The 23016-nt window shown below is 65.0% G+C and carries 22 protein-coding genes; 12 read left to right on the plus strand and 10 right to left on the minus strand.

All coding sequences use genetic code 11. The annotated features are described in order from the left end of the window. Positions 1-122: 122 nt before the first annotated feature. The 7 genes from ppc to ACPZMI_RS23935 all read left to right on the plus strand — a co-directional run bounded on the left by ppc (position 123) and on the right by ACPZMI_RS23935 (position 7271). Positions 123-2750: a phosphoenolpyruvate carboxylase gene (ppc, locus tag ACPZMI_RS23905; RefSeq protein WP_288374447.1), complete on the plus strand. Its 2628-nt coding sequence runs from the start codon at positions 123-125 to the stop codon at positions 2748-2750. Between the two features lie 259 nt (positions 2751-3009). Further along, positions 3010-3660 (plus strand): adenylate kinase, encoded by a 651-nt coding sequence (gene adk, locus ACPZMI_RS23910; protein WP_153773975.1) that lies wholly within the window; start codon positions 3010-3012, stop codon positions 3658-3660. Between the two features lie 87 nt (positions 3661-3747). After that, positions 3748-4416, plus strand: a complete 669-nt coding sequence (gene tsaB / locus ACPZMI_RS23915; protein ID WP_186710648.1) for a tRNA (adenosine(37)-N6)-threonylcarbamoyltransferase complex dimerization subunit type 1 TsaB — start codon at positions 3748-3750, stop codon at positions 4414-4416. Positions 4417-4547: 131 nt separating this feature from the next. After that, on the plus strand, positions 4548-4844 hold the full coding sequence (locus ACPZMI_RS23920) for a hypothetical protein (protein ID WP_186668644.1): 297 nt from the start codon (positions 4548-4550) through the stop codon (positions 4842-4844). A gap of 3 nt (positions 4845-4847) precedes the next feature. Next, positions 4848-5717 carry a DUF72 domain-containing protein gene (locus ACPZMI_RS23925; RefSeq protein WP_186668642.1) on the plus strand — a complete coding sequence of 290 codons (870 nt, stop codon included), beginning with the start codon at positions 4848-4850 and terminating at the stop codon, positions 5715-5717. Between the two features lie 27 nt (positions 5718-5744). Next, positions 5745-6575: an isocitrate lyase/PEP mutase family protein gene (locus tag ACPZMI_RS23930; RefSeq protein WP_426353201.1), complete on the plus strand. Its 831-nt coding sequence runs from the start codon at positions 5745-5747 to the stop codon at positions 6573-6575. Between the two features lie 6 nt (positions 6576-6581). After that, entirely contained in the window at positions 6582-7271 is a 690-nt protein-coding gene (locus tag ACPZMI_RS23935) for an extensin-like domain-containing protein (RefSeq protein WP_426353202.1), read from the plus strand. Between the two features lies 1 nt (position 7272). Here the strand turns inward: ACPZMI_RS23935 and ACPZMI_RS23940 are convergent, their stop codons facing one another. Next, a complete protein-coding gene (locus ACPZMI_RS23940) occupies positions 7273-7896 on the minus strand; it encodes an energy transducer TonB (protein WP_186668636.1) in 624 nt (207 codons plus the stop codon). A 94-nt stretch (positions 7897-7990) separates the two neighbouring features. Here ACPZMI_RS23940 and ACPZMI_RS23945 point away from each other — a divergent pair, with 94 nt between their 5' ends. After that, positions 7991-8773: a class I SAM-dependent methyltransferase gene (locus tag ACPZMI_RS23945; RefSeq protein WP_186710653.1), complete on the plus strand. Its 783-nt coding sequence runs from the start codon at positions 7991-7993 to the stop codon at positions 8771-8773. A gap of 83 nt (positions 8774-8856) precedes the next feature. On the opposite strand, the gene ACPZMI_RS23950 is transcribed toward ACPZMI_RS23945, so the two are convergent. After that, positions 8857-9492, minus strand: a complete 636-nt coding sequence (locus ACPZMI_RS23950) for a TetR/AcrR family transcriptional regulator (RefSeq protein WP_186668632.1) — start codon at positions 9490-9492, stop codon at positions 8857-8859. A gap of 182 nt (positions 9493-9674) precedes the next feature. Here ACPZMI_RS23950 and ACPZMI_RS23955 point away from each other — a divergent pair, with 182 nt between their 5' ends. Both ACPZMI_RS23955 and ACPZMI_RS23960 read left to right on the plus strand, forming a co-directional pair. Beyond that, a complete protein-coding gene (locus tag ACPZMI_RS23955; RefSeq protein WP_186668630.1) occupies positions 9675-10775 on the plus strand; it encodes an efflux RND transporter periplasmic adaptor subunit in 1101 nt (366 codons plus the stop codon). A 6-nt stretch (positions 10776-10781) separates the two neighbouring features. Continuing rightward, positions 10782-13850, plus strand: a complete 3069-nt coding sequence (locus ACPZMI_RS23960) for an efflux RND transporter permease subunit (protein ID WP_411383913.1) — start codon at positions 10782-10784, stop codon at positions 13848-13850. Positions 13851-13859: 9 nt separating this feature from the next. On the opposite strand, the gene ACPZMI_RS23965 is transcribed toward ACPZMI_RS23960, so the two are convergent. Next, positions 13860-14552, minus strand: a complete 693-nt coding sequence (locus ACPZMI_RS23965; protein ID WP_426353203.1) for a pseudouridine synthase — start codon at positions 14550-14552, stop codon at positions 13860-13862. 10 nt (positions 14553-14562) lie between these two features. Then, positions 14563-14784: a cysteine-rich CWC family protein gene (locus ACPZMI_RS23970; protein ID WP_065863133.1), complete on the minus strand. Its 222-nt coding sequence runs from the start codon at positions 14782-14784 to the stop codon at positions 14563-14565. A gap of 234 nt (positions 14785-15018) precedes the next feature. Between ACPZMI_RS23970 and ACPZMI_RS23975 the strand changes: the two genes are divergently transcribed. Continuing rightward, entirely contained in the window at positions 15019-15432 is a 414-nt protein-coding gene (locus ACPZMI_RS23975; protein WP_186720688.1) for a hypothetical protein, read from the plus strand. Positions 15433-15434: 2 nt separating this feature from the next. On the opposite strand, the gene ACPZMI_RS23980 is transcribed toward ACPZMI_RS23975, so the two are convergent. Further along, positions 15435-16541: an enoyl-CoA hydratase/isomerase family protein gene (locus ACPZMI_RS23980; protein WP_186720689.1), complete on the minus strand. Its 1107-nt coding sequence runs from the start codon at positions 16539-16541 to the stop codon at positions 15435-15437. 129 nt (positions 16542-16670) lie between these two features. Here ACPZMI_RS23980 and ung point away from each other — a divergent pair, with 129 nt between their 5' ends. Continuing rightward, on the plus strand, positions 16671-17363 hold the full coding sequence (ung, locus tag ACPZMI_RS23985) for a uracil-DNA glycosylase (protein WP_186668619.1): 693 nt from the start codon (positions 16671-16673) through the stop codon (positions 17361-17363). Positions 17364-17462: 99 nt separating this feature from the next. Here the strand turns inward: ung and ACPZMI_RS23990 are convergent, their stop codons facing one another. The 5 genes from ACPZMI_RS23990 to ACPZMI_RS24010 all read right to left on the minus strand — a co-directional run bounded on the left by ACPZMI_RS23990 (position 17463) and on the right by ACPZMI_RS24010 (position 22826). Further along, positions 17463-18494 carry an AbrB family transcriptional regulator gene (locus ACPZMI_RS23990; RefSeq protein ID WP_186668617.1) on the minus strand — a complete coding sequence of 344 codons (1032 nt, stop codon included), beginning with the start codon at positions 18492-18494 and terminating at the stop codon, positions 17463-17465. Then, entirely contained in the window at positions 18487-20001 is a 1515-nt protein-coding gene (locus ACPZMI_RS23995) for a tripartite tricarboxylate transporter permease (RefSeq protein WP_288374462.1), read from the minus strand. The genes ACPZMI_RS23990 and ACPZMI_RS23995 overlap by 8 nt, the downstream gene beginning before the upstream one ends. A 3-nt stretch (positions 20002-20004) precedes the next feature. Further along, a complete protein-coding gene (locus tag ACPZMI_RS24000; RefSeq protein ID WP_186710661.1) occupies positions 20005-20463 on the minus strand; it encodes a tripartite tricarboxylate transporter TctB family protein in 459 nt (152 codons plus the stop codon). 76 nt (positions 20464-20539) lie between these two features. Further along, a complete protein-coding gene (locus ACPZMI_RS24005) occupies positions 20540-21520 on the minus strand; it encodes a Bug family tripartite tricarboxylate transporter substrate binding protein (RefSeq protein WP_125930594.1) in 981 nt (326 codons plus the stop codon). A gap of 31 nt (positions 21521-21551) precedes the next feature. Then, positions 21552-22826, minus strand: coding sequence for an OprD family porin (locus ACPZMI_RS24010; RefSeq protein WP_426353204.1), 1275 nt, complete (start codon positions 22824-22826; stop codon positions 21552-21554). Positions 22827-23016 lie beyond the last annotated feature (190 nt).

Genomic DNA, 23016 nt, shown 5'->3' on the forward strand with positions numbered 1-23016 from the left:
GGCCGTCTCTTCACTTTAGTTGCATTGGCCGATCCTGGCTTGCCTTGCGGGGGCGCCTGTGGGCACTCTTGGAGCAATGACCTGGGCGGCAGCGCGGGTGGACCGCGCGATAAGGAGAGCCAATGACCGATATCGATGTGCGCTTGCGTGAGGATGTCCATCTGTTGGGTGAACTGCTGGGCGAGACCATCCGCCAGCAGCATGGCGAGGCATTCCTGCAGAAGATCGAGGATATTCGTCACAGCGCGAAGGCCGATCGCCGTGGCGCGGCCGAGCAGTTGAGCTCCACGCTTGGCGATCTTGCAGACGATGACCTGTTGCCGGTCGCCCGAGCCTTCAACCAGTTCCTCAACCTGGCCAACATTGCCGAGCAGTACCAGTTGATCCATCGCCGTGGCGCCGACCAGCCGGCACCATTCGAGGACCGCGCATTGCCCGAGTTGCTGGCGCGGCTCAAGCAGGCCGGGCACGCCGACGATGCCTTGGCCCGGCAACTGGCCAAGCTGGACATCCAGCTGGTACTCACCGCCCACCCCACCGAGGTGGCGCGGCGTACGCTGATCCAGAAGTACGACGCCATCGCCGCGCAGCTTGCCGCCCAGGACCATCGCGACCTCACGCCGGCTGAACGCCAGCAGGTGCGCGAACGCCTGCGTCGTTTGATCGCCGAAGCCTGGCACACCGAGGAGATTCGCCGCACCCGTCCAACGCCGGTCGATGAGGCCAAATGGGGCTTTGCGGTGATCGAGCATTCGCTGTGGCAGGCGATTCCCAGCCACTTGCGCAAGGTCGACAAGGCGTTGTTCGAGGCCACGGGCCTGCACCTGCCGCTGGAGGCGGCGCCAGTGCGTTTCGCCTCTTGGATGGGCGGCGACCGCGATGGCAACCCCAACGTCACCGCCTCGGTCACCCGCGAGGTGCTGTTGTTGGCACGCTGGATGGCGGCCGACCTGTTCCTGCGCGATATCGACTACCTCGCCGCCGAACTGTCCATGCAACAGGCCAGCGACGCCCTGCGCGCCAAGGTAGGTGACAGCGCCGAGCCCTACCGCGCCTTCCTCAAGCAACTGCGTGATCGTCTGCGTGCCACCCGGGCCTGGGCCCATGCCGCATTGGCCGGCCCGCAGCCTGCAAGTGCCGAAGTGCTTGTCGACAATCGCCAACTGATCGAGCCCTTGCAGCTGTGTTATCAGTCCCTGCATGCCTGTGGCATGGGGGTGATCGCCGATGGTCCGTTGCTCGATTGCCTGCGCCGGGCGGTGACCTTCGGCCTGTTCCTGGTGCGCCTGGACGTGCGTCAGGATGCGGCCCGGCACCGCGACGCGCTGTCGGAGATCACCGAGTACCTGGGGCTCGGGCGTTATGCCGAGTGGGATGAAGAACAACGTATCGCCTTCCTCCAGGCCGAGCTGAAAAACCGTCGGCCGCTGCTGCCCGCCCACTTCCAGCCCCAGGCCGAGACCGCCGAGGTGCTCGCCACCTGTCGCGAGATCGCGGCGGCGCCCGCGGCTTCTCTGGGCTCCTATGTCATCTCCATGGCGGGCGCCGCCTCCGATGTGCTGGCGGTGCAATTGCTGCTCAAGGAGGCCGGGCTGACTCGGCCGATGCGCGTGGTGCCGCTGTTCGAGACCCTTGCTGACCTGGACAACGCGGGCCCGGTGATGGCGCGCCTGCTCGGTTTGCCCGGCTATCGCGCCGGGCTGCACGGGCCGCAGGAAGTGATGATCGGTTACTCGGACTCGGCCAAGGATGCCGGTACCACGGCGGCAGCCTGGGCGCAGTACCGGGCGCAGGAAAACCTGGTACGCATCTGCCGTGAACACCAGGTCGAGCTGCTGCTGTTCCACGGCCGCGGTGGCACCGTCGGCCGTGGCGGTGGCCCGGCCCATGCGGCGATCCTTTCCCAGCCGCCAGGGTCGGTGGCGGGGCGTTTCCGCACGACCGAACAGGGCGAGATGATCCGCTTCAAGTTCGGCCTGCCGGGGATCGCCGAACAGAACCTCAATCTCTATCTGGCGGCGGTGCTCGAGGCGACCTTGCTGCCGCCGCCACCGCCCGAGCCTGCCTGGCGCGAACTGATGGACCAGCTCGCCGCCGATGGGGTGAAGGCTTATCGCGCGGTGGTTCGCGAGAACCCTGATTTCGTCGAGTACTTCCGTCAGTCCACCCCGGAGCAGGAACTTGGGCGCCTGCCGTTGGGCAGTCGGCCAGCCAAGCGCCGGGCGGGCGGCATCGAAAGCCTGCGGGCCATCCCGTGGATCTTCGGCTGGACCCAGACGCGTCTGATGCTCCCTGCCTGGCTGGGATGGGAAACCGCGCTGGGCAATGCCCTGGCGCGTGGCCAGGGTGAGCTGCTGGGGCAGATGCGTGAGCAATGGCCGTTCTTCCGCACTCGCATCGATATGCTGGAGATGGTGCTGGCCAAGGCCGATGCGGAAATTGCCAAGGCCTACGACGAACGTCTAGTGCAACCGGCGCTGCTGCCTTTGGGGGCACATCTGCGCGACCTATTGTCGCAGTCGTGCCAGGTGGTGTTGGGCCTGACCGGCCAGCCGGTGCTACTGGCGCACAGCCCGGAGACCCTGGAATTCATCAGCCTGCGCAACACCTATCTGGACCCGCTGCACCGCCTGCAGGCGGAACTGCTGGCGCGTTCGCGGGTGCGCGAAGCCGCTCTGGACAGCCCGCTGGAGCAGGCCCTGCTGGTGACCGTGGCCGGTATTGCCGCCGGTTTGCGCAACACCGGCTGAGGCCGTCGGGCAGCGCCGCACCGGGTTGTACGGTGGTGCAGCCGGGGGATGCATCGGGGTAGGTTGCGATGGGTGCAACCTGCTCGGCAGAAGGGCGCCAGATGGGCGTTCGTGCAATTTTGGAACGCTTGTCTGGCTGCCGGGCGCTGTGTATCTTGAGCAGCCTTTTGACCGATTTTCCGGTCTGATCCGATTTTCCGGACTTGGCCCTGAACGCCGAATCCATTGATTTGCAATAAAAAAATATGAGGAGCACAAGATGCGCGTAATTCTGCTGGGAGCTCCCGGGGCCGGTAAAGGTACTCAGGCAAAGTTCATCACCGAGAAGTTCGGTATTCCACAGATCTCCACCGGCGACATGCTGCGTGCCGCTGTCAAGGCCGGCACCCCGCTGGGGCTGGAACTGAAGAAAGTCATGGACGCCGGCCAGCTGGTTTCCGACGATCTGATCATCAGCCTGGTGAAGGAGCGCATCGCTCAGCCAGACTGCGCCAAGGGCTGCCTGTTCGACGGTTTCCCACGCACCATCCCGCAGGCCGAAGCCATGGTCGCTGCCGGTGTCGACATTGATGCCGTGGTCGAAATCGCCGTGGACGACGAAGAGATCGTCGGTCGCATGGCCGGTCGCCGCGTGCACCTGGCCTCGGGCCGCACCTACCACATCCAGTACAACCCGCCGAAAGTGGCAGGCAAGGACGATGTCACCGGCGAAGACCTGATCCAGCGCGACGACGACAAGGAAGAAACCGTGCGTCACCGCCTGTCGGTCTACCACAGCCAGACCAAGCCGCTGGTGGACTTCTACCAGAAGCTGTCGGCCGCCAACGCCGGCAAGCCCAAGTACGCCCACATCGAAGGCGTCGGCTCGGTCGAGTCGATCACCGCCAAGGTGCTGGCAGCCCTGAGCTGATCGCCCTCTGCGTTTTACAACGGCCCGCTTGCGGGCCGTTGTCGTTTATACTGCCGCTCTTTTCCCTTTCGCCTGGATACACGTTCGATGACCACCCTGCTGGCCCTGGATACCGCCACCGAAGCCTGTTCCGTCGCCCTGCTGCATGACGGCAAGGTGACCAGCCATTACGAGGTGATCCCGCGCCAGCACGCGCAGAAGCTGCTGCCGATGATCAAGCAGTTGCTCGCCGACTCCGGTGTCGCCCTGAGCGCAGTGGATGCCATCGCCTTTGGCCGTGGGCCTGGGGCCTTCACCGGTGTGCGCATCGCCATCGGTGTGGTGCAGGGGCTGGCATTCGCCCTCGAACGGCCGGTGCTGCCGGTGTCGAACCTCGCCGCCCTGGCCCAGGGGGCGCTGCGCCAGCATGGTGTGCAGCAGGTGGCCGCGGCCATCGATGCACGCATGGATGAAGTGTACTGGGGCTGCTACCAGGCGCACGATGGCGAAATGCGCCTGCTCGACCAGGAGCGGGTGATCGCCCCTGAGCGGGTCGTACTGCCCGAGGGTGGCCAGTGGTTCGGTGCGGGCACCGGCTGGGGCTATGGCGAGCGTCTGGGCGTTCAGGTCGAGCGCTGCGATGCCCAGGCCCTGCCGCATGCCCTGGATATCCTCAGCCTGGCCGGCCATGCCTGGGCGCGGGGCGAGGCGGTCGTCGCCGAACAGGCGCAACCGGTCTATCTGCGCGATAATGTCGCCACGCCCAAGGCGCGCTGAGTGCAGTTCGTCGGCTATTGCCGTTCGAGATAAAACCTTTTGCGCGATCTGTGGTCCAGTTATCACACGCGCATTGGTGATGGACGCCTGATGCTGCTAGATTGCCATCATTGCTCCCGAGTGCACCCATCATGCGCATCGACGGTTTCTCCTCACAGTCCTACCCGGTCAAGCGCGCACCGCGCAAAGCATCGGTGCGCGACGAGAGCATCGACGATGCGCAGGTCATCGAGGACGTCGAAGACCACGAAGCCGAGCAGATCGCCCGCGCCAACCGCCGCAGCGCTGGCCTGCCAGCGCGCCAGCAGGACATGGTGTTCCCCCGCGCCCGCGACAGACGCACCGCCACCGCGTTGGCCAGTTACCTCAGCACCGCGGGTTTCACCGACTGGGAGATGGAAGTGCTGGGGTTGGACCTGTACATTTGATGGATGAATCCATCGCCTCTGCCTTATCACCTCGGTTGTCCGTCCTGGAGCGAGAACGCCTGGCGCGACTACCTCTATCCCGCCGACGCTCGCCCTGCTGAGTACCTTGGCCTGTACAGCCAGGTGTTCAATGCGGTCGAGGGCAACACCACCTTCTACGCCCGTCCTGCGCCTGCCACGGTGGAGCGCTGGGCCCAGGTCATGCCCCGGCAGTTTCGCTTCACTGCGAAGTTTCCCGGTGACGTCAGCCATGCTGGCGACCTGCGTGATCAGCTCGAATCCGCGCTGGACTTCACCCGCCTGCTGGCGCCGCTGGGCGAGCGAGTATCTCCCTACTGGCTGCAGCTACCGGCGCTGTTCGGCCCGGCGCGATTGGCGGAACTGAGCCACTTCCTCGACGAGATCGGTGTGCCGGTGGCCGTCGAGGTGCGCAACGATGCCTTCTTCGCCCGTGGCGATGAGGAGCGTCTGCTCAACCGGCTGTTGCATGAGCGCGGTGTGGAGCGAATCTGCCTGGATCCGCGGGCGCTGTTCAGTTGCACGTCGCGCGACCCAGCGGTGCTGCACGCGCAGGCCAAGAAGCCCAAGGTGCCACCGCGTCCGGCCGCCTTCAGCCAGCACCCGCAGGTGCGCTTCATCGGTCATCCGGAGTTGGCCGCCAACGAAAGTTTTCTCACACCCTGGGTGGACAAGATCGCTGGCTGGATCGAAGAGGGGCGTTGCCCGTACATTTTCCTGCATACCTCCGACAACCGCCTGGCTGCTGCGCTGGCCCAGCATTTTCACCAACGCCTCATGGTGCGGTTGCCGGGCCTGGCGGCTTTGCCGGAATTGCCGCGCGCACCTGAGGTCGAACAGCTGGGACTACTCTGATCCCCAGACCCTGCCGGAGACCTGATCATGGATGTGCAAACCCTGCGAGCCGAAGCCTTCAAGAAGTTGCACGAGCGTGATGGCGCCTTCGTCATTCCCAACCCGTGGGATGCCGGGTCCGCCAAGCTGCTGGCGGCGCTGGGCTTCGAAGCTCTGGCCACTACCAGCGCAGGATTGGCCTTCAGTCTGGGCCGGCCTGATGCCGAGGGTGCACTGAGCCTCGACGAAACACTGGCCAATGCCCAGGCCATCGTCGATGCCACACCCCTGCCGGTGGCCGCAGACTTGGAGAACGGTTTCGGCGACCTGCCCGAAGACTGCGCGCAGACCATCCTGCGCGCGGCCGAGGCTGGGTTGGTGGGCGGCTCGATCGAGGACGCCACCGGTCGCAGCGACGCCCCCATCCACGATCTTGGCCTGGCCGTCGAGCGTGTCCGCGCCGCAGTTCAGGCGGCCCGCAGCCTGCCATTTCCTTTCACCCTGTGCGCCCGTGCGGAAAACCTCCTGCACGGGCGCCTGGACCTGGATGACACCATCAACCGCCTGCAGGCGTTCGCCGAGGCGGGCGCCGATGTGCTCTACGCCCCAGGCCTGCGCAGTGTCGACGAGATTCGTGCAGTGGTGCAGGCGGTGGCGCCCAAACCGGTCAATGTGCTGCTGGGCATGGCGGGTGTGCCGCTGTGCGTGAATCAGTTGCAGGACCTGGGGGTGCGCCGGATCAGCGTCGGCTCGTCGCTGGCGCGTGCGGCACTGGGCGCGTTCCAGCGTGCGGCGCTGGAGATTCGGTATCAGGGCACCTTCAGCTATGGCGAACAGGCGATGCCGTTCGCCCAGCTCAACGACCTGTTCCGACGCTGACCGGCCATGCGCTTGCTGGCGATGGTGCTGGGCGGGCTGATGGCCGCAGGTGCGCTTGCCTGGTATCTGGGCTGGCGTCCACCGGCAGCGTGGAATCCCTGGGCGGCGCTCGATGTGCGTCAGCCGCCGAACCTGCTGACGGCCTACAAGCTGTCACGTCTGCGTGACGACCCGGCTTTGTGTCGACAGGCGCTGCAAACGTCTGCGCTGCGTTATCGAGCGCAGGCCGACAGCCCGGAAACGGCGCGTTGCCCGTTACGCAATGTGTGGCGTATCGAAGGTGGCGAGGCGCGCCTGAGCAGCAGCTTTCTCGCCAGTTGTCCGCTGGCGGTGGCCTATGCGCTGTTCGAGACCCACGGCTTGCAGCCTGCGGCGCAGCGTGTGTTCGGCCAGTCGGTGGCACAGGTGGATCACCTGGGCAGCTTTGCCTGTCGCAATATCTATCATCGCGAGCAGGGGCGGCTCAGCCAGCACGCCACGGCCAATGCCCTGGACATCAGTGGCTTTCGCTTGAAGGATGGCCAGCGCATCGTACTGGCGCGAGACTGGCAGGCGGGGGGAGCGAAGGCGCAATTCCTGCGCGAAGTGCGCGATGCGGCCTGCGAGAGCTTCAGTACGGTGCTGGGGCCTGACTACAACGCTGCCCACGCGAATCACTTTCATCTGGACGCGGGGCTTTGGCAGGTCTGCCGCTGACTCAGGCGTGTACGCGCACGTTGTTCAGCACCACAGGGCGGGCCCAGTGGGTATCGAATTCCAGGTCGTTTTGCTGTTTGGCGAGGGTCGCGTCGTCGAAGGGTTCCGGAGCCGGTTCGAGCAGGTACTTCTCCAGTTCGGCGATCGGCAGGTGCAGCGGACGCGGCGAAGGCGCCGGGCCCGGCTCGGGCGAGGGATGGCCCTGGTTCATCACCAGCGGGCGCAGCCAGCTGCCATTGAGGTCGAGCTGGCGCTGCTGCTCGATCAGTTCGCTGGCGCTGAAGGGTTCGGGCGCCGGCTCCAGCAGGTTGGCTTCCAGTTCTGCCTTGGGCAGGAACAGCGGCTCGGGCGGACGCACCTCGGTATCCTGAACCGGCAGCGCGCGCTGAATCTCGATCAATGCCAGCGCCTTGGCGCCGCCCAGTGGCTCGCCGCTGTCCTTGTCGTACTGGCGGGTCAAGGCCTGGCTGAAGCTGTCCTGCTCTTCTGCGGACTGCTCGGCCATCGCGCGGGCGAAGAAGTCCTGCCACAGGTGGCTGACGCCGCCCAGTGCCTGGGTATTCTGGCGACCGTAGTTGCCGACTGGCGACAGGTAGGTCAAACCGATGGGAAGAGTATCTGACATGGCAGTCGCGCGCGTTGTGCTCTGGCAGAATAGCGGATAGAGCTTTTATCGGCCGTGGCCGGGGTTTCATTAATTTTTTCGAGTGCGGGATCGGATGGCAGAGCAAGAGCAGGGCACAGGTATCAGGGTCGAGGCGCTGTCGGCGCCGTTCCAGGCGCAGGCGCAGGATTGGGCGCAGCGTCTGGGCCTGCCGCAGGAGGATGACTCGGCGCAGTTCGCCGTGCAGATCGGCGCTGATGGTCTGCAGATCCAGCAATTGGGGCCGCAGGCCCCCGGTCCGGTGCGGGTGGATTTCGTCGAAGGGCAGGCGGCGCATCGACGCCTGTTCGGCGGCGGCAATGGGCAGATGATCGCAAAGGCGGTCGGTATCGCCCAAGGCGTTCGGCCTCAGGTGCTGGATGCCACCGCGGGGTTGGGCAAGGATGCTTTCGTGCTGGCGAGCCTGGGCTGCCAGATGACCCTGATCGAACGCCAGCCGCTGATTGCTGCGTTGCTCGAGGATGGCCTGGCGCGTGGGCGCCTGGATGCTGAAGTGGCGCCGATCGTCGAGCGCATGCGCTTGCTGACGGGCAATGCCATCGAACGCATGCGCGATTGGCAGGGCGAGGCGCCGCAGGTGATCTACCTCGACCCGATGTTCCCGCACCGTGACAAGAGCGCACTGGTGAAGAAGGAAATGCGCGTGTTCCGCCCGCTGGTGGGCGACGATCTGGATGCTCCGGCATTGCTGGAGGCCGCGCTGGCGCTGGCCAGCCACCGGGTCGTGGTCAAGCGCCCACGCAAGGCACCGATCATCGACGGGCCAAAGCCGAGCCATAGCCTGGAGGGCAAGTCCAGTCGCTACGATATCTACCCGAAGAAGGCGTTGAAGGCTTAGGGTAAGCGGGCGCCGAATCGCCGCGAACACCGGCAAAGCCGGTGCCATGCATCGCGGTGTACTTTTCGCGGGCAAGCCCGCTCCTACAGGTGGCTGCTATACGCCCGCATGAACACCCCGACCACCTCGCGCACATGCTGCTCGGCTTCCTCTCCGGCCAGCGGCGGTGCGCAACCGAGCAACAGCCGGTAATCGGCGGCGCCCTTGATCAGGCAGAAGAAATGCTCGGCCGCGCGCAACGGATTCTCCATCCGCAGCAACCCGCGTGCATCGACGCAGCGCAGCAGCGCCTCCATTTCGGCCAGCACCCGCTTGGGCCCCACCTCGTAGAAGAACTGCCCAAGCCCCGGGTCCTGGCTCCCCAAAGCCATGATCAGGCGCGTCAGCTTGACCGACTCGTCGCTGCTGATCAGCGCCTGGAAGCCCCGGGCAATTTTGAGCAGCACGTCTTCGATCGGCACGCCCTCGGGCAGCTCGAAGATCAGGTCGGGCAGTTGCGTCTGGCAGGTGGCCATGACCGCCGAGCCGAACAGGGTCTGCTTGTCGTTGAAGTGGCTGTAGACCGTGAGTTTTGAAACACCTGCCGCCGCAGCGACCGCATCCATGCTGGTGTTGGCGTAGCCAAGGCTGAGGAACAGCGACTTGGCGGCTTCGAGGATGGCCTCGCGCTTGGCGAGATCCTTGGGCCGGCCAGGGCCTGTGGGTGCGTCGATGGGCATTGGAGTCCGTGTCTGTCTGATGAAGCGCTCATATTACCGAGTCGCGCGGCTCGCGGCTGCTACGCACGTCGCGGGATAAATACATTTTTCTGTCTGGCACCCGCTTCCCGGCGTCGGTTCCCTGACTTAATATACCCGCCAGTATAATTATTCGATGCGTCCTCTGCGAAAGGTTATTCATCATGTTGCGTCGTGCCTCGCCCCTCGTCCTGCCCCTTGCCTGCGTCTTGCTGCTCACTGCCTGTGGCCAGGAGGCCGCGGCACCTGCGGCCCCGCGTCCGGCACTGGTGATCCAGCCCCAGCCCACCGGCGCTTCGGCCAACAGCTATCCGGGCGAAGTACGCGCCAGGTTCGAGCCGGAGCTGGCGTTTCGTATCGGCGGCAAGGTCAGCAAGCGCCTGGTCGAGGAAGGGCAGCGGGTCAAGGCCGACCAGCCACTGGCCGAGCTCGATCCGCAGGACGTGCGCCTGCAGTTGGAGGCCAACCGCGCGCAGATGGCCGCCGCCGAGGCGAACCTGTCGCTGGTGCGTGCCGAACGCGACCGTTACCAGAAGCTGCTTGACCGCCAGATGGTCAGCCATTCCCAGTTCGACAATGCCGAGAACCTCTACCGTGCGGGTCTTGCCCGCCTCAAGCAGGCCAAGGCGCAATTCGACGTGGCCGGCAACCAGGCGGAATACGCTGTGCTGCGGGCGCCGCAGAACGGTGTGATCGCCAAGCGCCAGGTCGAAGTGGGCCAGGTGGTTGCGGCTGGGCAGACAGTATTCACCCTGGCAGCCGATGGCGAACGTGAGGTGGCCATCGGCCTACCCGAGCAACAGTTTGCCCGCTTCACGGTGGGGCAGGCGGTAACTGTCGAACTCTGGTCGCACCCCGAGCAGCGCTTCGAGGGGCGTATCCGCGAGCTGTCGCCGGCCGCCGATCCACGCTCGCGCACCTTCGCTGCGCGAATTGCCTTCACATCGACGCAAGCCCCGGCAGAGCTGGGTCAGAGCGCTAGGGTGTACATCGCCCATGCCGAACGCTCGCCGCTGTCGGTGCCGCTGTCGGCGGTGACTGCCGAGCAGGGCCAGGCCTATGTCTGGCGAGTGGGCAAGGACAATCGGCTGGAGCGTGCGCCTGTTCGTCTCGGCCCCTACGGTGCCGACAGCGTGCCGGTGCTCGAAGGGCTGGGCGTCAACGATTGGGTGGTCGCCGCAGGTGGCCACGTGCTGCGCGAAGGCCAGGAGGTACGGCCGGTCGATCGCAGCAACCGTGTGGTGAACCTGGCGAGCAAGGAGTAAGTCCCGATGGGGTTCAACCTTTCCGCCTGGGCGCTGCGCAATCGCCAGATCGTACTGTTCCTGATGATCCTGTTGGCGGCCATTGGCGCTATGTCCTACACCAAGCTGGGACAGAGTGAAGATCCACCCTTTACCTTCAAGGCCATGGTCGTGCGTACGTTGTGGCCTGGTGCCACCGCTGAAGAGGTGTCGCGACAGGTCACCGAGCGCATCGAAAAGAAGCTGATGGAGACCGGCGAGTACGACAAGATCGTCTCGTTCTCCCGTCCGGGGGAGTCCCAGGTCACGTTCATGGCTCGCGACTCGATGCATTCGGACGAAATTCCCGAGCTGTGGTACCAGATCCGCAAGAAGGTCGCGGATATTCGTCACACCTTGCCGCCTGAGGTGCAGGGGCCGTTCTTCAACGATGAGTTCGGCACCACGTTCGGCAATATCTACGCCCTGAGCGGGGCAGGCTTCGACTATGCAGTGCTCAAGGATTATGCCGACCGCATCCAGATCCAGCTGCAGCGGGTCAAGGATGTGGGCAAGGTCGAGCTGATCGGCTTGCAGGACGAGAAGATCTGGATCGAGCTGTCCAACACCAAGCTGGCGACCCTGGGGGTGCCGCTGGCCGCGGTGCAGCAGGCGTTGCGCGAGCAGAATGCGGTGAGCACCGCAGGCTTCTTCGAAACGCCCAGCGAGCGCCTGCAACTGCGGGTCAGCGGGCGCTTCGACAGCGTCGAGCAGATTCGCCAGTTCCCTATCCGCGTGGGCGATCGTACCTTCCGCATCGGCGATGTTGCCGAGGTCCATCGCGGCTTCAACGACCCACCTGCGCCGCGCATGCGCTTCATGGGCGAGGATGCCATCGGCCTTGCTGTGTCGATGAAGGACGGCGGTGACATCCTGGTACTGGGCAAAGCGCTTGAAGCCGAGTTCGCCCGGCTCGCGCACGACCTGCCGGCGGGCATGGAGCTGCGCAAGGTGTCCGACCAGCCGGCAGCGGTCAAGGCCGGGGTCGGCGAGTTCATCCAGGTGCTGGTCGAGGCACTGGTCATCGTGTTGCTGGTGAGCTTCTTCTCGCTGGGGGTGCGCACGGGGCTGGTGGTGGCCCTGGCGATCCCGCTGGTGCTGGCCATGACCTTCGCTGCCATGCACTACTTCGGCATCGGCTTGCACAAGATTTCGCTGGGGGCGCTGGTACTGGCCCTGGGGCTGCTGGTGGACGATGCGATCATTGCCGTGGAGATGATGGCGATCAAGATGGAGCAGGGCTACGACCGGCTCAAGGCGGCAAGCTATGCCTGGTCGAGTACCGCCTTCCCGATGCTGACCGGAACGCTGATCACCGCCGCAGGCTTTCTGCCGATCGCCACGGCCGCGTCGAGCACCGGCGAATACACCCGTTCGATCTTCCAGGTGGTGACCATCGCGTTGCTGACCTCGTGGGTCGCGGCGGTACTGTTCGTCCCCTATCTGGGCGACCGCCTGCTGCCGGACCTGGCCAAGCGCCATGCGGCGCGTCACGGCAATGGCGAGCATACGCCCGACCCTTATGCCACGCCGTTCTACCAACGTGTGCGCAAGGTGGTGGAGTGGTGCGTGCGTCGTCGCAAGACGGTGATCGTGCTGACCATTGCCGCCTTCGTCGGCAGCATCGTGCTGTTCCGCTTCGTGCCCCAGCAGTTCTTCCCAGCATCGGCGCGGCCTGAGCTGATGATCGACCTGAAGCTGGCCGAAGGTGCTTCGCTGGCCAACACCGCCGAGCAGGTCAAGCGCCTGGAGGCGCTGCTCAAGCAGCAGGATGGTATCGAGAACTACGTGGCCTACGTCGGCACCGGTTCACCGCGTTATTACCTGCCACTGGACCAGCAACTGCCGGCAGTGAGCTTCGCCCAGTTCGTGGTGCTGGCCAAGTCGCTCAAGGACCGCGAAGCCCTGCGCAGCTGGGCCATTACCACCCTTGACCAGGAATTCCCGCAATTGCGCTCGCGGGTCACGCGCCTTGAGAACGGCCCGCCCGTGGGTTACCCGGTGCAGTTCCGGGTCACCGGCGAACACATCGAGAAAGTGCGCGCCCTGGCCCGAGAGGTGGCGGTCAAGGTGCGCGAGAACCCGCACGTGGTCAACGTGCACCTGGACTGGGAGGAACCGAGCAAGGCGGTGTTCCTGGCAATCGACCAGGACCGCGCCCGCGCGCTCGGCGTGAGTACCGCGCAGCTGTCGAGCTTCCTGCAAAGCTCGTTGACGGGCACCACGGTCAGCCAGTACCGCGAGGACAACGAACTGATCGAAATTCTCTTGCGCGGCACTCGCGAGGAGCGCAGCGACATGGGGGGCCTGGGCAGTCTGGCGCTGCCGACCGACAACGGCCAGAGCGTGGCGTTGTCACAGGTGGCGACGCTGGAGTACGGCTTCGAGGAGGGTGTCATCTGGCACCGCAATCGCCTGCCGACGGTGACCGTGCGTGCCGACATCTACGACAAGGAACAGCCGGACAGCCTGGTCAGGCAGATCCTGCCGACCCTGCAGCAGGTGCGCGAGCAATTGCCCGACGGTTACCTGCTTGAGGTCGGCGGCACGGTGGAGGATGCCCAGCGCGGCCAGCGCTCGGTGAACGCCGGCATGCCGTTGTTCATCGTGGTGGTGCTGAGCCTGCTGATGATCCAGCTGCGCAGTTTCTCGCGCACGGTGATGGTGTTCCTCACCGCACCGTTGGGGCTGATTGGTGTGACCTTGTTCCTGCTGGTGTTCCGCCAGCCGTTCGGCTTCGTGGCGATGCTCGGCACCATCGCGCTGGCAGGGATGATCATGCGTAACTCGGTGATCCTGGTGGACCAGATCGAGCAGGACATCGCCGCTGGGCTGGACCGCTGGCAGGCGATCATCGAGGCTACGGTGCGGCGCTTCCGGCCCATCGTGCTGACGGCATTGGCCGCGGTGCTGGCGATGATTCCACTGTCGCGCAGCGTGTTCTACGGGCCGATGGCAGTGGCGATCATGGGGGGCTTGATCGTGGCGACGGCCTTGACGCTGCTGTTCCTGCCGGCGCTGTATGCGGCCTGGTTCAGGGTGAAGAAGAGCGCCTGAGGTCGACCGTCAGACCGCCGCGATTTCCTCGGCGGTCAGGGCCCTGAACGCGCCTGGCGTCAGGGCCGGGTCCAGGCTGATGGGCCCCATGCTTTCGCGGTGCAGGCCGATCACCTTGTTGTCGAAGTGGCCGAACATGCGCTTGACCTGGTGATAGCGCCCTTCGACGATCGCCAGTCGCGCGCTGCGCGGGCCAAGAATGTCGAGTTGGGCGGGCAGGGTGGTGAGGTCTTCGAAGGCGAAGTAGAAGCCTTCGCGGAACTTTTCGATGTAGTGCGCGCCGATTTCGTCCTCGGTCTCGACCTGATAGACCTTCGCCTGCTTGGTGCGCGGTTGGGTCAGGCGGCGTGACCATTGGCCGTCATTGGTCAGGATCATCAGCCCGGTGGTGTTGTAGTCCAGGCGCCCGGCGATGTGCAGGTCGTCACGCAGGTCGGCCGGCAGCAGGTCGAGTACGGTGGGGTGCTGCGGGTCGCGGGTGGCGCTGACGCACCCCGCGGGCTTGTACAACATCAGGTAGCGTGCCGGGCGCCCGGCCTGCAACAACTGCTCATCGACCTCGACCCGGCTGAATTCACGCACCTCGTGTCGCGGATCTATCACCGGCTCTGCGTCGACCCGCACACGGCGCTGCACCAGCAGCAAGCGCACCTGCTGGCGGTTGTACTGGGGGAAGTTGGCGAGAAATCGATCGAGGCGCATCGTAGCAATCTTAAAGAGGCTGCCGCTGGTCGGCTGCCTTGAGCTGTTCGTCGACTGCTGCGCAGCGAGGGCACAGGCAGGCCTTGTTGCGCAGTTCGTCGGGAAGCGCTTCCAGCACAGCGGCATCGATGCTGACGCTGAAACACCAGCAGGCCTGGGTGGCACTGCGCGGGTCGGCCAGGGCGCACTGGTTGGCGGCGCCGCAGGCGGGGCAGCGCTGGCTGTCGTTCATGGTGGCTTCCGGGTATTCGCGGTATGTCTGCTCCGAGGCGCGCAGTATATCCGTTGGAGGCTTTTGTCGCGCCTCTGTCTATTTGTATTTCCGGATCGTTCTGTCTGTTTCAATTTGTTGCGCAAATGGCACCGGACCTTGGGCGCACTGTCTTACTCAGTGTCGATCAACGTGTTGCGATCGACGTCCGCCAGCGCCGCTGTGCCGGGCAATCCAGCGGTCCAGGAGGCCGCCATGTACCCTCGAATCCTGTTGGTCGTTCTGCTTGGCCTGATGACCAGTGCCTGTGCCCCTTACTACGGGGGCGGGGGCTATTACCGCAGCGAGTACTACACCGCTGACCGCTACGCCTACCCGGGTTACTACTACCGTCAGGACCGTTACTACGTCGCGCCGCAGCCTCGGTATTACTACCAGACGGCACCGCGTTACTACCGTCCGGCGCCGGCACCTTACTACCGGCCCTACACGCCACCGGTGGTGAACCAGTGGCATGGCAATCCGCGTCATGACTACGGCAACCGCCAGCGCTACGACTACGGGCGTGACCGCGATCGCCAGGACTACCGTGGCGGCGGGCGGGATGATCGCTGGCATTCCAATGGGCAACGCGATCGGGGGCGTGGGGATCGCAACTGGCAGCGATAGGGTCAGCCCAGATCCGCCAGCGGGTGTCGCCCCTCCCAGACTTTGACGAAGTGCGCTTCGACCACCGCTGCTGGCACCTTGCCGATATCCGGCCAGTGCCAGTGCGGTTGGTTGTCTTTGTCGAGCAAGCGAGCGCGCACCCCTTCGCTGAATTCCGGATGCCGACAGCAGTTCAGGCTCATGGCGTATTCCATCTGGAACACCTGGGCCAGCGACAGGTGACGGGCGCGCTGAAGCTGTTCCCAGACCAGATGACCGGTAAGCGGGCAGCCTTCATGCAAGCGCTCGCCCGCCTTGGCCAGCAGTGGATCGGTGTGGTGTCTCAAGCCGCACACGGCCCGCCAGGCGGCTACCGGGTCAGCGACATCGAGCAATGCGTCGATCACGGCGCGGCGAGGCAGCCACTGCGCTTCGGGAAGCTCGGCCCAGGCGCGATGCTGCTCGGCCTTGAGCAGGCTGTTCAGTTGCAAGGCGGTCTGTTCCTGCCAGTTCAGTTGCAGCAGTTCTTTAATCAGCGAAGCCTGCTGCTGCTCGCCGAGGAAACGGTCGGCCAGCCCCAGATCAAGGGCGTCACGGGCATTGATCGGCGCGCCGGTCAGCCCCAGGAACAGCCCAAGCTTGCCCGGCAGGCGGCTGAGGAACCAACTGGCACCGACATCTGGATACAGGCCAATGCTCACTTCCGGCATCGCCAGCCGGCTGCTGGGGGTGACGATACGCACATTGGCGCCCTGCAGCAGGCCCATGCCGCCGCCCAGCACATGACCGTGGCCCCAGCACAATAGCGGCTTGGGGTAGGTGTGCAGCAGATAGTCGAGGCGATATTCGGCGGCGAAGAAGGTTGCTGCCAGCGGTGGCACGCTGCCGGGATGCTCGCGACAGGCCTGCACCAGCGCGCGCACATCGCCGCCTGCGCAGAAGGCCTTTTCGCCGTTGCCGCGCAGCAGCACGCAGACGACGCCCGGATCGCGCGCCCATTCGCGCAGGTGCGAATCGAGCATCTCGATCATCGGCAGGGTCAGGGCGTTCAGGGTCTTGGCGGCATCCAGGGTGGCGATGCCGATACGGGCGCCATCGGCGCCGGTGAGTACCTCGCAATGAATGGACATGGACAACCTCGCGCAAGTCGTCGCACAAGTATGGCTTGCCTGACCGATCGTGCCTGTCACCGGTCGGAGCGATTGACAAGCGGGGGCGGCTTTCCTAGTGTCGCGCCCACTCTGATTCAGGATTGCTCCATGACCGACGACGATCGCATCAAGCTCGAACCCAGCTGGAAGGCCGCGCTGCGCGCCGAGTTCGACCAGCCCTACATGCACCAGCTGCGCGAGTTCCTGCGCCAGGAGCATGCCGCCGGCAAGGAGATCTATCCACCTGGGCCGCTGATCTTCAATGCCCTCAACACCACGCCGCTGGACAAGGTGAAGGTGGTGATCCTCGGCCAGGACCCTTACCACGGCCCGGGCCAGGCCCATGGCCTGTGCTTCTCGGTGCAGCCGGGGGTGCCGACGCCGCCTTCGCTGGTGAACATCTACAAGGAGCTGCAGCGCGACCTGAACCTGCCGATCCCCAATCATGGCTACCTGCAGAGCTGGGCCGAGCAGGGGGTGTTGCTGCTCAATACCACCATGACCGTCGAGCGCGCCAATGCCGCGTCGCATGCCAAGAAGGGCTGGGAGTTCTTCACCGACCGCATCATCCAGCTGGTCAGCGAGCAGTGCGAGAACGTGGTGTTCCTGCTGTGGGGATCGCATGCGCAGAGCAAGCAGAAGCTGATCGACGGGACCAAGCATCTGGTGCTCAAGTCGGTGCATCCGTCGCCTTTGTCGGCGTATCGCGGGTTTTTGGGCTGCGGGCATTTCAGCCGGACCAACAGCTTCCTGCAGCAGCGCGGATTGGAGCCCATCAATTGGGCGGTGCCGCCTTTGTAAGGGCTTGCGGTCGGGTTGGCCTCTTCGCGGGCAAGCCCGCTCTCAGCCAGTGGGGGCGGCGGTTCGGCGCTCCGACTTGCCCGCGAAGAGGTCGACCGGTCAATCGTCCTGGCGTATCCAATACCTGAACATCGGTTCTGCCAGGAACAGCACGAACAGCAAGCGCATCACCTGCAGCGCCGTCACCAGCGGCACCGACAGTTGCAGGGTCTCCGCCGTCAGGCTCATCTCGGCGATCCCGCCCGGCATCATCCCCAATGTCAGCGAACGCAGGTCCAGGTGGCTGAACAGGCTCAGCCCCCAGGCCGCGCCGCCTGCAATCAGCATGCACAGGGCCGTCGCCACCAGGGTGCGCCCCAGGAAGGCCGGCGCACGGCGGAAGAACGCGCGGTTGAAGTGGCAGGCCAGGCCGCTGCCGATCAACCACTGGCCGATCTGGCTGGCGCCGTTGGGCAGGCCGATCTGCAGGTTGTTGGCCAGGCTGATGCTGGCAGCCACCAGCAGTGGCCCGAACAACCAGGGATTGGGCTGGCGCAGGCGCTGCCAGAGCAGCGCCACGCCAATGCTCAGCGGCGCGATCAGCGCCAGCCAACCCCAACTGACGCTGCCGGCATGGTTCAGCGCCACGCCATCGCCCAGCAGCAGCTTGAACAGCGCCGGTACGCACAGCACCACCGCCAGTACGCGCAGGCTCTGCGCCGCCGCCACTTGGCTGAGCACCGCACCATTGCGCGCGCCCAGGTTGACCATCTCGCCCGAGCCGCCGGGCATACTGGCAAAGAATGCCGTGGCACGGTCCTCACCGGACCGGCGTAGCAGCCACACGCCGACGCCGCTGGAGACCGTGGTCAGCAGCGCACCGAAGAAGATCAAGCCGAAATGGCTGGCAACCTGTTCGATCACTTCCGGGGTGAAGTGCAGGCCGATACCGATACCGATCACCCACTGCCCGCATTTGCGGCCGTTGGGGATTTCCGACAGTTGCCAGGGGGTGAGGCAGCGCACCGCGATGATCGCCAGCAGCGAGCCGACCATCCACGGCAAAGGCCAGCCGACCTTGCTGGCGATGAAACCGCCAGCAAGTCCGACCAGCCCGGTAGCCCAGAACAGCGGCAACGACCGATCAGGCATCGGCCATGGCCCGGCGCTGCAGGCTGCGGCGGCGCCAGATGCGCAGTAACGGGAGGGCCAGCATGCAGAACACCAGTGCCCATACGCTCATGCTGATCGGGCTCGACCAGAGGATGCCCAGCTCGCCGTTGGAGATCGACAGCGCGCGGCGCAGGTTCTGCTCCATCAGCCCGCCGAGGATGAAGCCCAGCAGGATCGGCGACAGCGGGAAGTCCAGCTTGCGCAGGATATAGCCCATGATGCCGATGCCGACCATCAGGAACAGGTCGAAGGTGGTGGCGTGCACGGCGTAGACGCCGATCGCGGTGATGATCGCGATCACCGGCACCAGCGCCCAGTTCGGTACGGCAAGGATGCGGGTGAAGATGCGGATCATCGGGATGTTCAGGATCACCAGCATGATGTTGGCGATGAACAGCGAGGCGATCAGGCCCCACACGATGTCAGGCTGCTGTTCGAACAGCAGTGGGCCGGGGGTGATGTTGTACAGGGTCAGTGCACCGATCATCACGGCGGTGGTGCCCGAACCTGGTACGCCCAGGGTCAGCATCGGCACCAGGGCGCCGCAGCAGGATGCACCGATGGCGGTTTCCGGGGCGGCGAGGCCACGGGCGTCGCCCTTGCCGAACTTGCCGCTGGCACCGGCGATACGCTTCTCGGTCATGTACGCCACGGCGCTGGCCAGGGTGGCACCGGCACCGGGCAGCACGCCCATGAAGAAGCCGAGCAGGCCGCAGCGAATGTTGACGACGAAGACCGAGGCGGCTTCCTTGAGGTTGAACAGCATGCGCCCGGTGGCCTTGACCGCCTGGTGGCCATGGTGGGTCTTCTCCAGCAGCAGGAGAATCTCGCTGATGGAGAACAGGCCCAGTACCAGCACCACGAACTGGATACCGTCGGCCAGGTGAACGCTGTCACCGGTGAAGCGGTACACGCCGCTGTTGGCGTCGATGCCCACGGCCGACAGGAACAGGCCGATCAGCGCGGCGATGAAGGTCTTCAGTGGCTTGTCGCCGGCCATGCCGCCGAGGGCGACGATGGCGAACACCATCAACACGAAGTATTCCGCCGGTCCGAAGGCGATCGCCCATTTCGCCAGCAGCGGCGCGAACAGCACCATGCCGCAGGTGGCGATGAGTGCGCCGATGAACGAGCTCCAGGCCGACAGCGACAGGGCGACACCGGCCAGGCCCTGGCGGGCCATGGGGTAGCCATCGAGGGTGGTCATCACGGTCGAGGCTTCGCCCGGGATGTTCAGCAGGATCGAACTGATCCGGCCGCCATATTCGCAGCCCAGATACACCGCGGCCAGCAGGATCAGCGCCGACTCCGGCGGCAGACCGAGGGCGAAGGCGATGGGGATCAGCAGCGCCACGCCGTTGATCGGGCCCAGACCTGGCAACAGGCCGACCACGGTGCCGATCAGGGTGCCGCTCAGGGCGGTGACCAGGTTGTAGGGGCTCAGGGCGACGCCGAAGCCCTGGCCGAGGTAGCTCAAGGTATCCATGTGTCAGTTCTCCAGTACGTCGAGCAGGCCGAGGGGCAGGGGGACATCCATCACCCGGTCGAACAGCCAGTAGAGGAAGATGCTCATGCCCACCACCACGATCGCGCTGTGCAGCCAGCGGCCGCCATACAGGCGGGCCATGGGCAGGCCGGCGAGGACGGCGCTGAGGATGAAGCCCAGCGGCTCGAAGGTGGCGGCGAAGACGATCAGCAGGCCGACGCAGGCGGCGATCTTGGTGAGGGTCTCGCGGTCCAGGGGGACTTCGTCGTCCTTGTGCACGATGGGCGTCGGACGAATCGCCAGATACAAGAGGCCCAGGCTCATCAGGCCGAGCATCAGCAGCGGGTAGGCACGGGGGCCCACCGGCTCATAGGAAAACGCCGCCTGGTACGGCCAGGCCATGACGGCCAGGGCGGCGCAGACCGCCAGCAGCACCAGGGCGAAGATGCGTTGCAGGATCATGAAGGAATCCTCGATAGAAGCGGCTTTCATGCTTCCTTCGTGGGGGCGGGCAAGCCCGCTCCCACAAGGGCCGAGATTACTGGATCAGGCCGAATTCCTTGGCCAGGGTCTTGTAGTCGGCGACCTGCTTCTTCACATAGCCATCGAGCTCTTCACCGGTCATGGCGAACGGGAACAGCTCGCGCTGGTCACGCAGCTTGGCGAAGTCTTCCGAGGCCAGCAGCTTGTCGAACGACGCTTTCCACCAGGCGTACTCTTCGTCGCTCACCTTCGGGCCGAGGTAGAAGCCGCGCACCACCGGCCAGACGATGTCGTAGCCCTGCTCCTTGGCGGTCGGGATGTTCTTCATTTCAGGCTCGTCCAGGCGATTTTCCGAGAACACCGCGAGGATGCGCATGCTGCCGCTCTGGATGTGTGGCATGGAGTCGGAAATGTCGGTCGAACCCACCTGGATATGGCCGCCGAGCAGCGCGGTGGCGATTTCGCCGCCGCCTTCCAGGGCCACGTAGCGCAGGTCGCGCGGGTTGATGCCGGCAGCCTTGGCGATCAGCGCGGTCTGCATCCAGTCCTGGCTACCGACGGTGCCGCCGGAACCGATCACCACCTTGCTCGGGTCTTTCTTCAGTGCGGCAACCAGGTCATCGAGGGTCTTGTAGGGCGAGTCGCTTTTCACTGCGATGGCGCCATAGCTGGTGCCGACGGCGGCCAGCCATTTCACCGCGTTCTCGTCGAAGCGGCCGAACTTGCCCTGGGCCAGGTTCAGCAGCGAGCCGCTGGACCAGGCCACCAGCGTGCCGCCATCGGCCGGACGCTGGGCTACCACGGCGTTGTAGGCCACCGCGCCGACACCGCCTGGCATGTAGGTGACGCGCATGGGTTTGCTGAGGATCTTCTCCTCGACCAGTGCGCTCTGCACCAGTTTGCAGGTCAGGTCAAAACCACCGCCGGGCGAGGCCGGGGCGATGCATTCGGGGCGTTTCGGTTCGGCGGCCAGGGCGTTACCGGCCAGCAGCAGGCAGCCGGTGGCCAGGACGAGTCGGCGCAGTGAAAGGTTCATCGTCTATCTCCGTGAGCGTTGTTGTTATGGGTTACCACAGGGCCACGCTGTAGCTGACCAGCAGGCGTACTTCATCGGCATCGCGGGCGAAGTTGGAGCGGAAGGTAGCGTTGCGCAGGCGCACCGCGACGTTCTTCAGCGGACCACTCTGCACCACATACTTGAACTCGGTGTTGCGTTCCCATTCCTTGCCCTCGCTGCCATCGGCGCGGCTGACGTTGTCGCCGTTGATGTAGCGGGTCATGAAGGTCAGGCCAGGAATGCCCAGGGAAGCGAAGTTGTAGTCGTAGCGTACTTGCCAGGAGCGTTCGTCGGCGCCGGCGAAGTCGTTGATCTGGACGAAGTTGACCAGGTACGGGTCGGCGCCGTCGACATAGGGGAAGGCGCTGTCGCCGGACAGGTGCTGGTAGGCGGCGCTGAACTTGTGGCCGCTGAGCGCGTAGCTGAGCATGCCGTTGACCGTGGTGTTGTCGATCTTGCCGGCCAGGGCCTTGCCCTGTTCGTCACTCTTCGAGAGGCGCAGGTCGGCGCCGAAGGTGCCCGGCCCCCAGGGCTGTGTGGCGACCATGCCGACGAAGTGCTGGCGGTAGATGTCATCGAGCTGGGCGAAGTGGTAGCTGCCGGTGATGCGGTCGGTGAACTTGTAGTCCAGGCCACCCAGGTCGAAGTGGTCGGCGCGGAACGTACCACCGAAGCGGCCGTTCTTGTTGTTCAGCGCCAGGTCTTCCCAGTTGGTGTCGTCGCGGTCCTTGGCCTTTTCAAGGCGCCCGCCAGTGAAGGTCAGGTTCTTGATCTCGCGGGAGGTGAGCAGGCCGCCTTCGAAGGTCTGCGGCAGGATGCGCCCGTCGTTGGGCTGCAGCGTCGGCAGTTCCGGGATCAGGGTGCCGACTTTCAACTCGGTCTGGGAGATCTTGACCTTGCCGGTCAGGCCGAGCTTGGAGTACTCGTTGGCCGCCTTGCCGTCGTCATGGGTCGGCAGCAGGCCGGTGCCTGCGCGGTCCTTGCTGGAGTCGAGCTTGATGCCGAGCATGCCCAGGGCGTCGAGGCCGAAGCCCACGGTGCCGTCGGTATAGCCGGATTCGAAATTGAGCATGAAGCCCTGGGCCCATTCGTCGCGTTTGGATTGTTGCGCGCTGGTGCCATCGCGGAAGTCGCGATTGAAGTACATGTTTCGGGTTTCGAAGGTGGCCGTACTGTCTTCGAAGAAGGCGGCCTGGCTCATCGGAGCAATGCCGGCAAGGGCAATGGCGCTGGCGAGCGTGGAAGGGCGGGCGGAAAGGGACCGGCTGGGCTGCATTGACAGCATCGTCGTCTGACTCCGTTTTATTGTTCTTATTCGTTGCACCTTGCTGGTGCTTTTTTCGGCGCGTGGAGCGACCGTGGTGCGATGCTAGGTGGCGAACCTTTCGCTAACCTTTCAGCGCGAAAGGTTTGTCACAAGGGCTTCACAGTGCCGGCGAGGGCGTTACACTCCGCGCCACCGCCCAACCCGAGCA

This window comes from Pseudomonas wayambapalatensis (assembly GCF_049942315.1).
In the GTDB taxonomy this organism is placed as follows: Bacteria; Pseudomonadota; Gammaproteobacteria; order Pseudomonadales; family Pseudomonadaceae; genus Aquipseudomonas; species Aquipseudomonas wayambapalatensis.

Coding starts and splice junctions, on each gene's coding strand:
- ACPZMI_RS23945 (WP_186710653.1), top strand. CDS start 7,991: ATGGCAGAGCAAGAGCAGGGCACAGGTATCAGGGTCGAGGCGCTGTCG.
- ACPZMI_RS23995 (WP_288374462.1), bottom strand. CDS start 20,001: ATGGATACCTTGAGCTACCTCGGCCAGGGCTTCGGCGTCGCCCTGAGC.
- ACPZMI_RS23920 (WP_186668644.1), top strand. CDS start 4,548: ATGCGCATCGACGGTTTCTCCTCACAGTCCTACCCGGTCAAGCGCGCA.
- ACPZMI_RS23955 (WP_186668630.1), top strand. CDS start 9,675: ATGTTGCGTCGTGCCTCGCCCCTCGTCCTGCCCCTTGCCTGCGTCTTG.
- ACPZMI_RS23925 (WP_186668642.1), top strand. CDS start 4,848: ATGAATCCATCGCCTCTGCCTTATCACCTCGGTTGTCCGTCCTGGAGC.
- ACPZMI_RS23970 (WP_065863133.1), bottom strand. CDS start 14,784: ATGAACGACAGCCAGCGCTGCCCCGCCTGCGGCGCCGCCAACCAGTGC.
- ACPZMI_RS23965 (WP_426353203.1), bottom strand. CDS start 14,552: ATGCGCCTCGATCGATTTCTCGCCAACTTCCCCCAGTACAACCGCCAG.
- ACPZMI_RS23990 (WP_186668617.1), bottom strand. CDS start 18,494: ATGCCTGATCGGTCGTTGCCGCTGTTCTGGGCTACCGGGCTGGTCGGA.
- ppc (WP_288374447.1), top strand. CDS start 123: ATGACCGATATCGATGTGCGCTTGCGTGAGGATGTCCATCTGTTGGGT.
- ACPZMI_RS23960 (WP_411383913.1), top strand. CDS start 10,782: ATGGGGTTCAACCTTTCCGCCTGGGCGCTGCGCAATCGCCAGATCGTA.
- ACPZMI_RS23950 (WP_186668632.1), bottom strand. CDS start 9,492: ATGCCCATCGACGCACCCACAGGCCCTGGCCGGCCCAAGGATCTCGCC.
- ACPZMI_RS23975 (WP_186720688.1), top strand. CDS start 15,019: ATGTACCCTCGAATCCTGTTGGTCGTTCTGCTTGGCCTGATGACCAGT.
- ACPZMI_RS23940 (WP_186668636.1), bottom strand. CDS start 7,896: ATGTCAGATACTCTTCCCATCGGTTTGACCTACCTGTCGCCAGTCGGC.
- ACPZMI_RS24000 (WP_186710661.1), bottom strand. CDS start 20,463: ATGATCCTGCAACGCATCTTCGCCCTGGTGCTGCTGGCGGTCTGCGCC.
- ACPZMI_RS23935 (WP_426353202.1), top strand. CDS start 6,582: ATGCGCTTGCTGGCGATGGTGCTGGGCGGGCTGATGGCCGCAGGTGCG.
- tsaB (WP_186710648.1), top strand. CDS start 3,748: ATGACCACCCTGCTGGCCCTGGATACCGCCACCGAAGCCTGTTCCGTC.
- adk (WP_153773975.1), top strand. CDS start 3,010: ATGCGCGTAATTCTGCTGGGAGCTCCCGGGGCCGGTAAAGGTACTCAG.
- ung (WP_186668619.1), top strand. CDS start 16,671: ATGACCGACGACGATCGCATCAAGCTCGAACCCAGCTGGAAGGCCGCG.
- ACPZMI_RS24005 (WP_125930594.1), bottom strand. CDS start 21,520: ATGAACCTTTCACTGCGCCGACTCGTCCTGGCCACCGGCTGCCTGCTG.
- ACPZMI_RS23930 (WP_426353201.1), top strand. CDS start 5,745: ATGGATGTGCAAACCCTGCGAGCCGAAGCCTTCAAGAAGTTGCACGAG.
- ACPZMI_RS24010 (WP_426353204.1), bottom strand. CDS start 22,826: ATGCTGTCAATGCAGCCCAGCCGGTCCCTTTCCGCCCGCCCTTCCACG.
- ACPZMI_RS23980 (WP_186720689.1), bottom strand. CDS start 16,541: ATGTCCATTCATTGCGAGGTACTCACCGGCGCCGATGGCGCCCGTATC.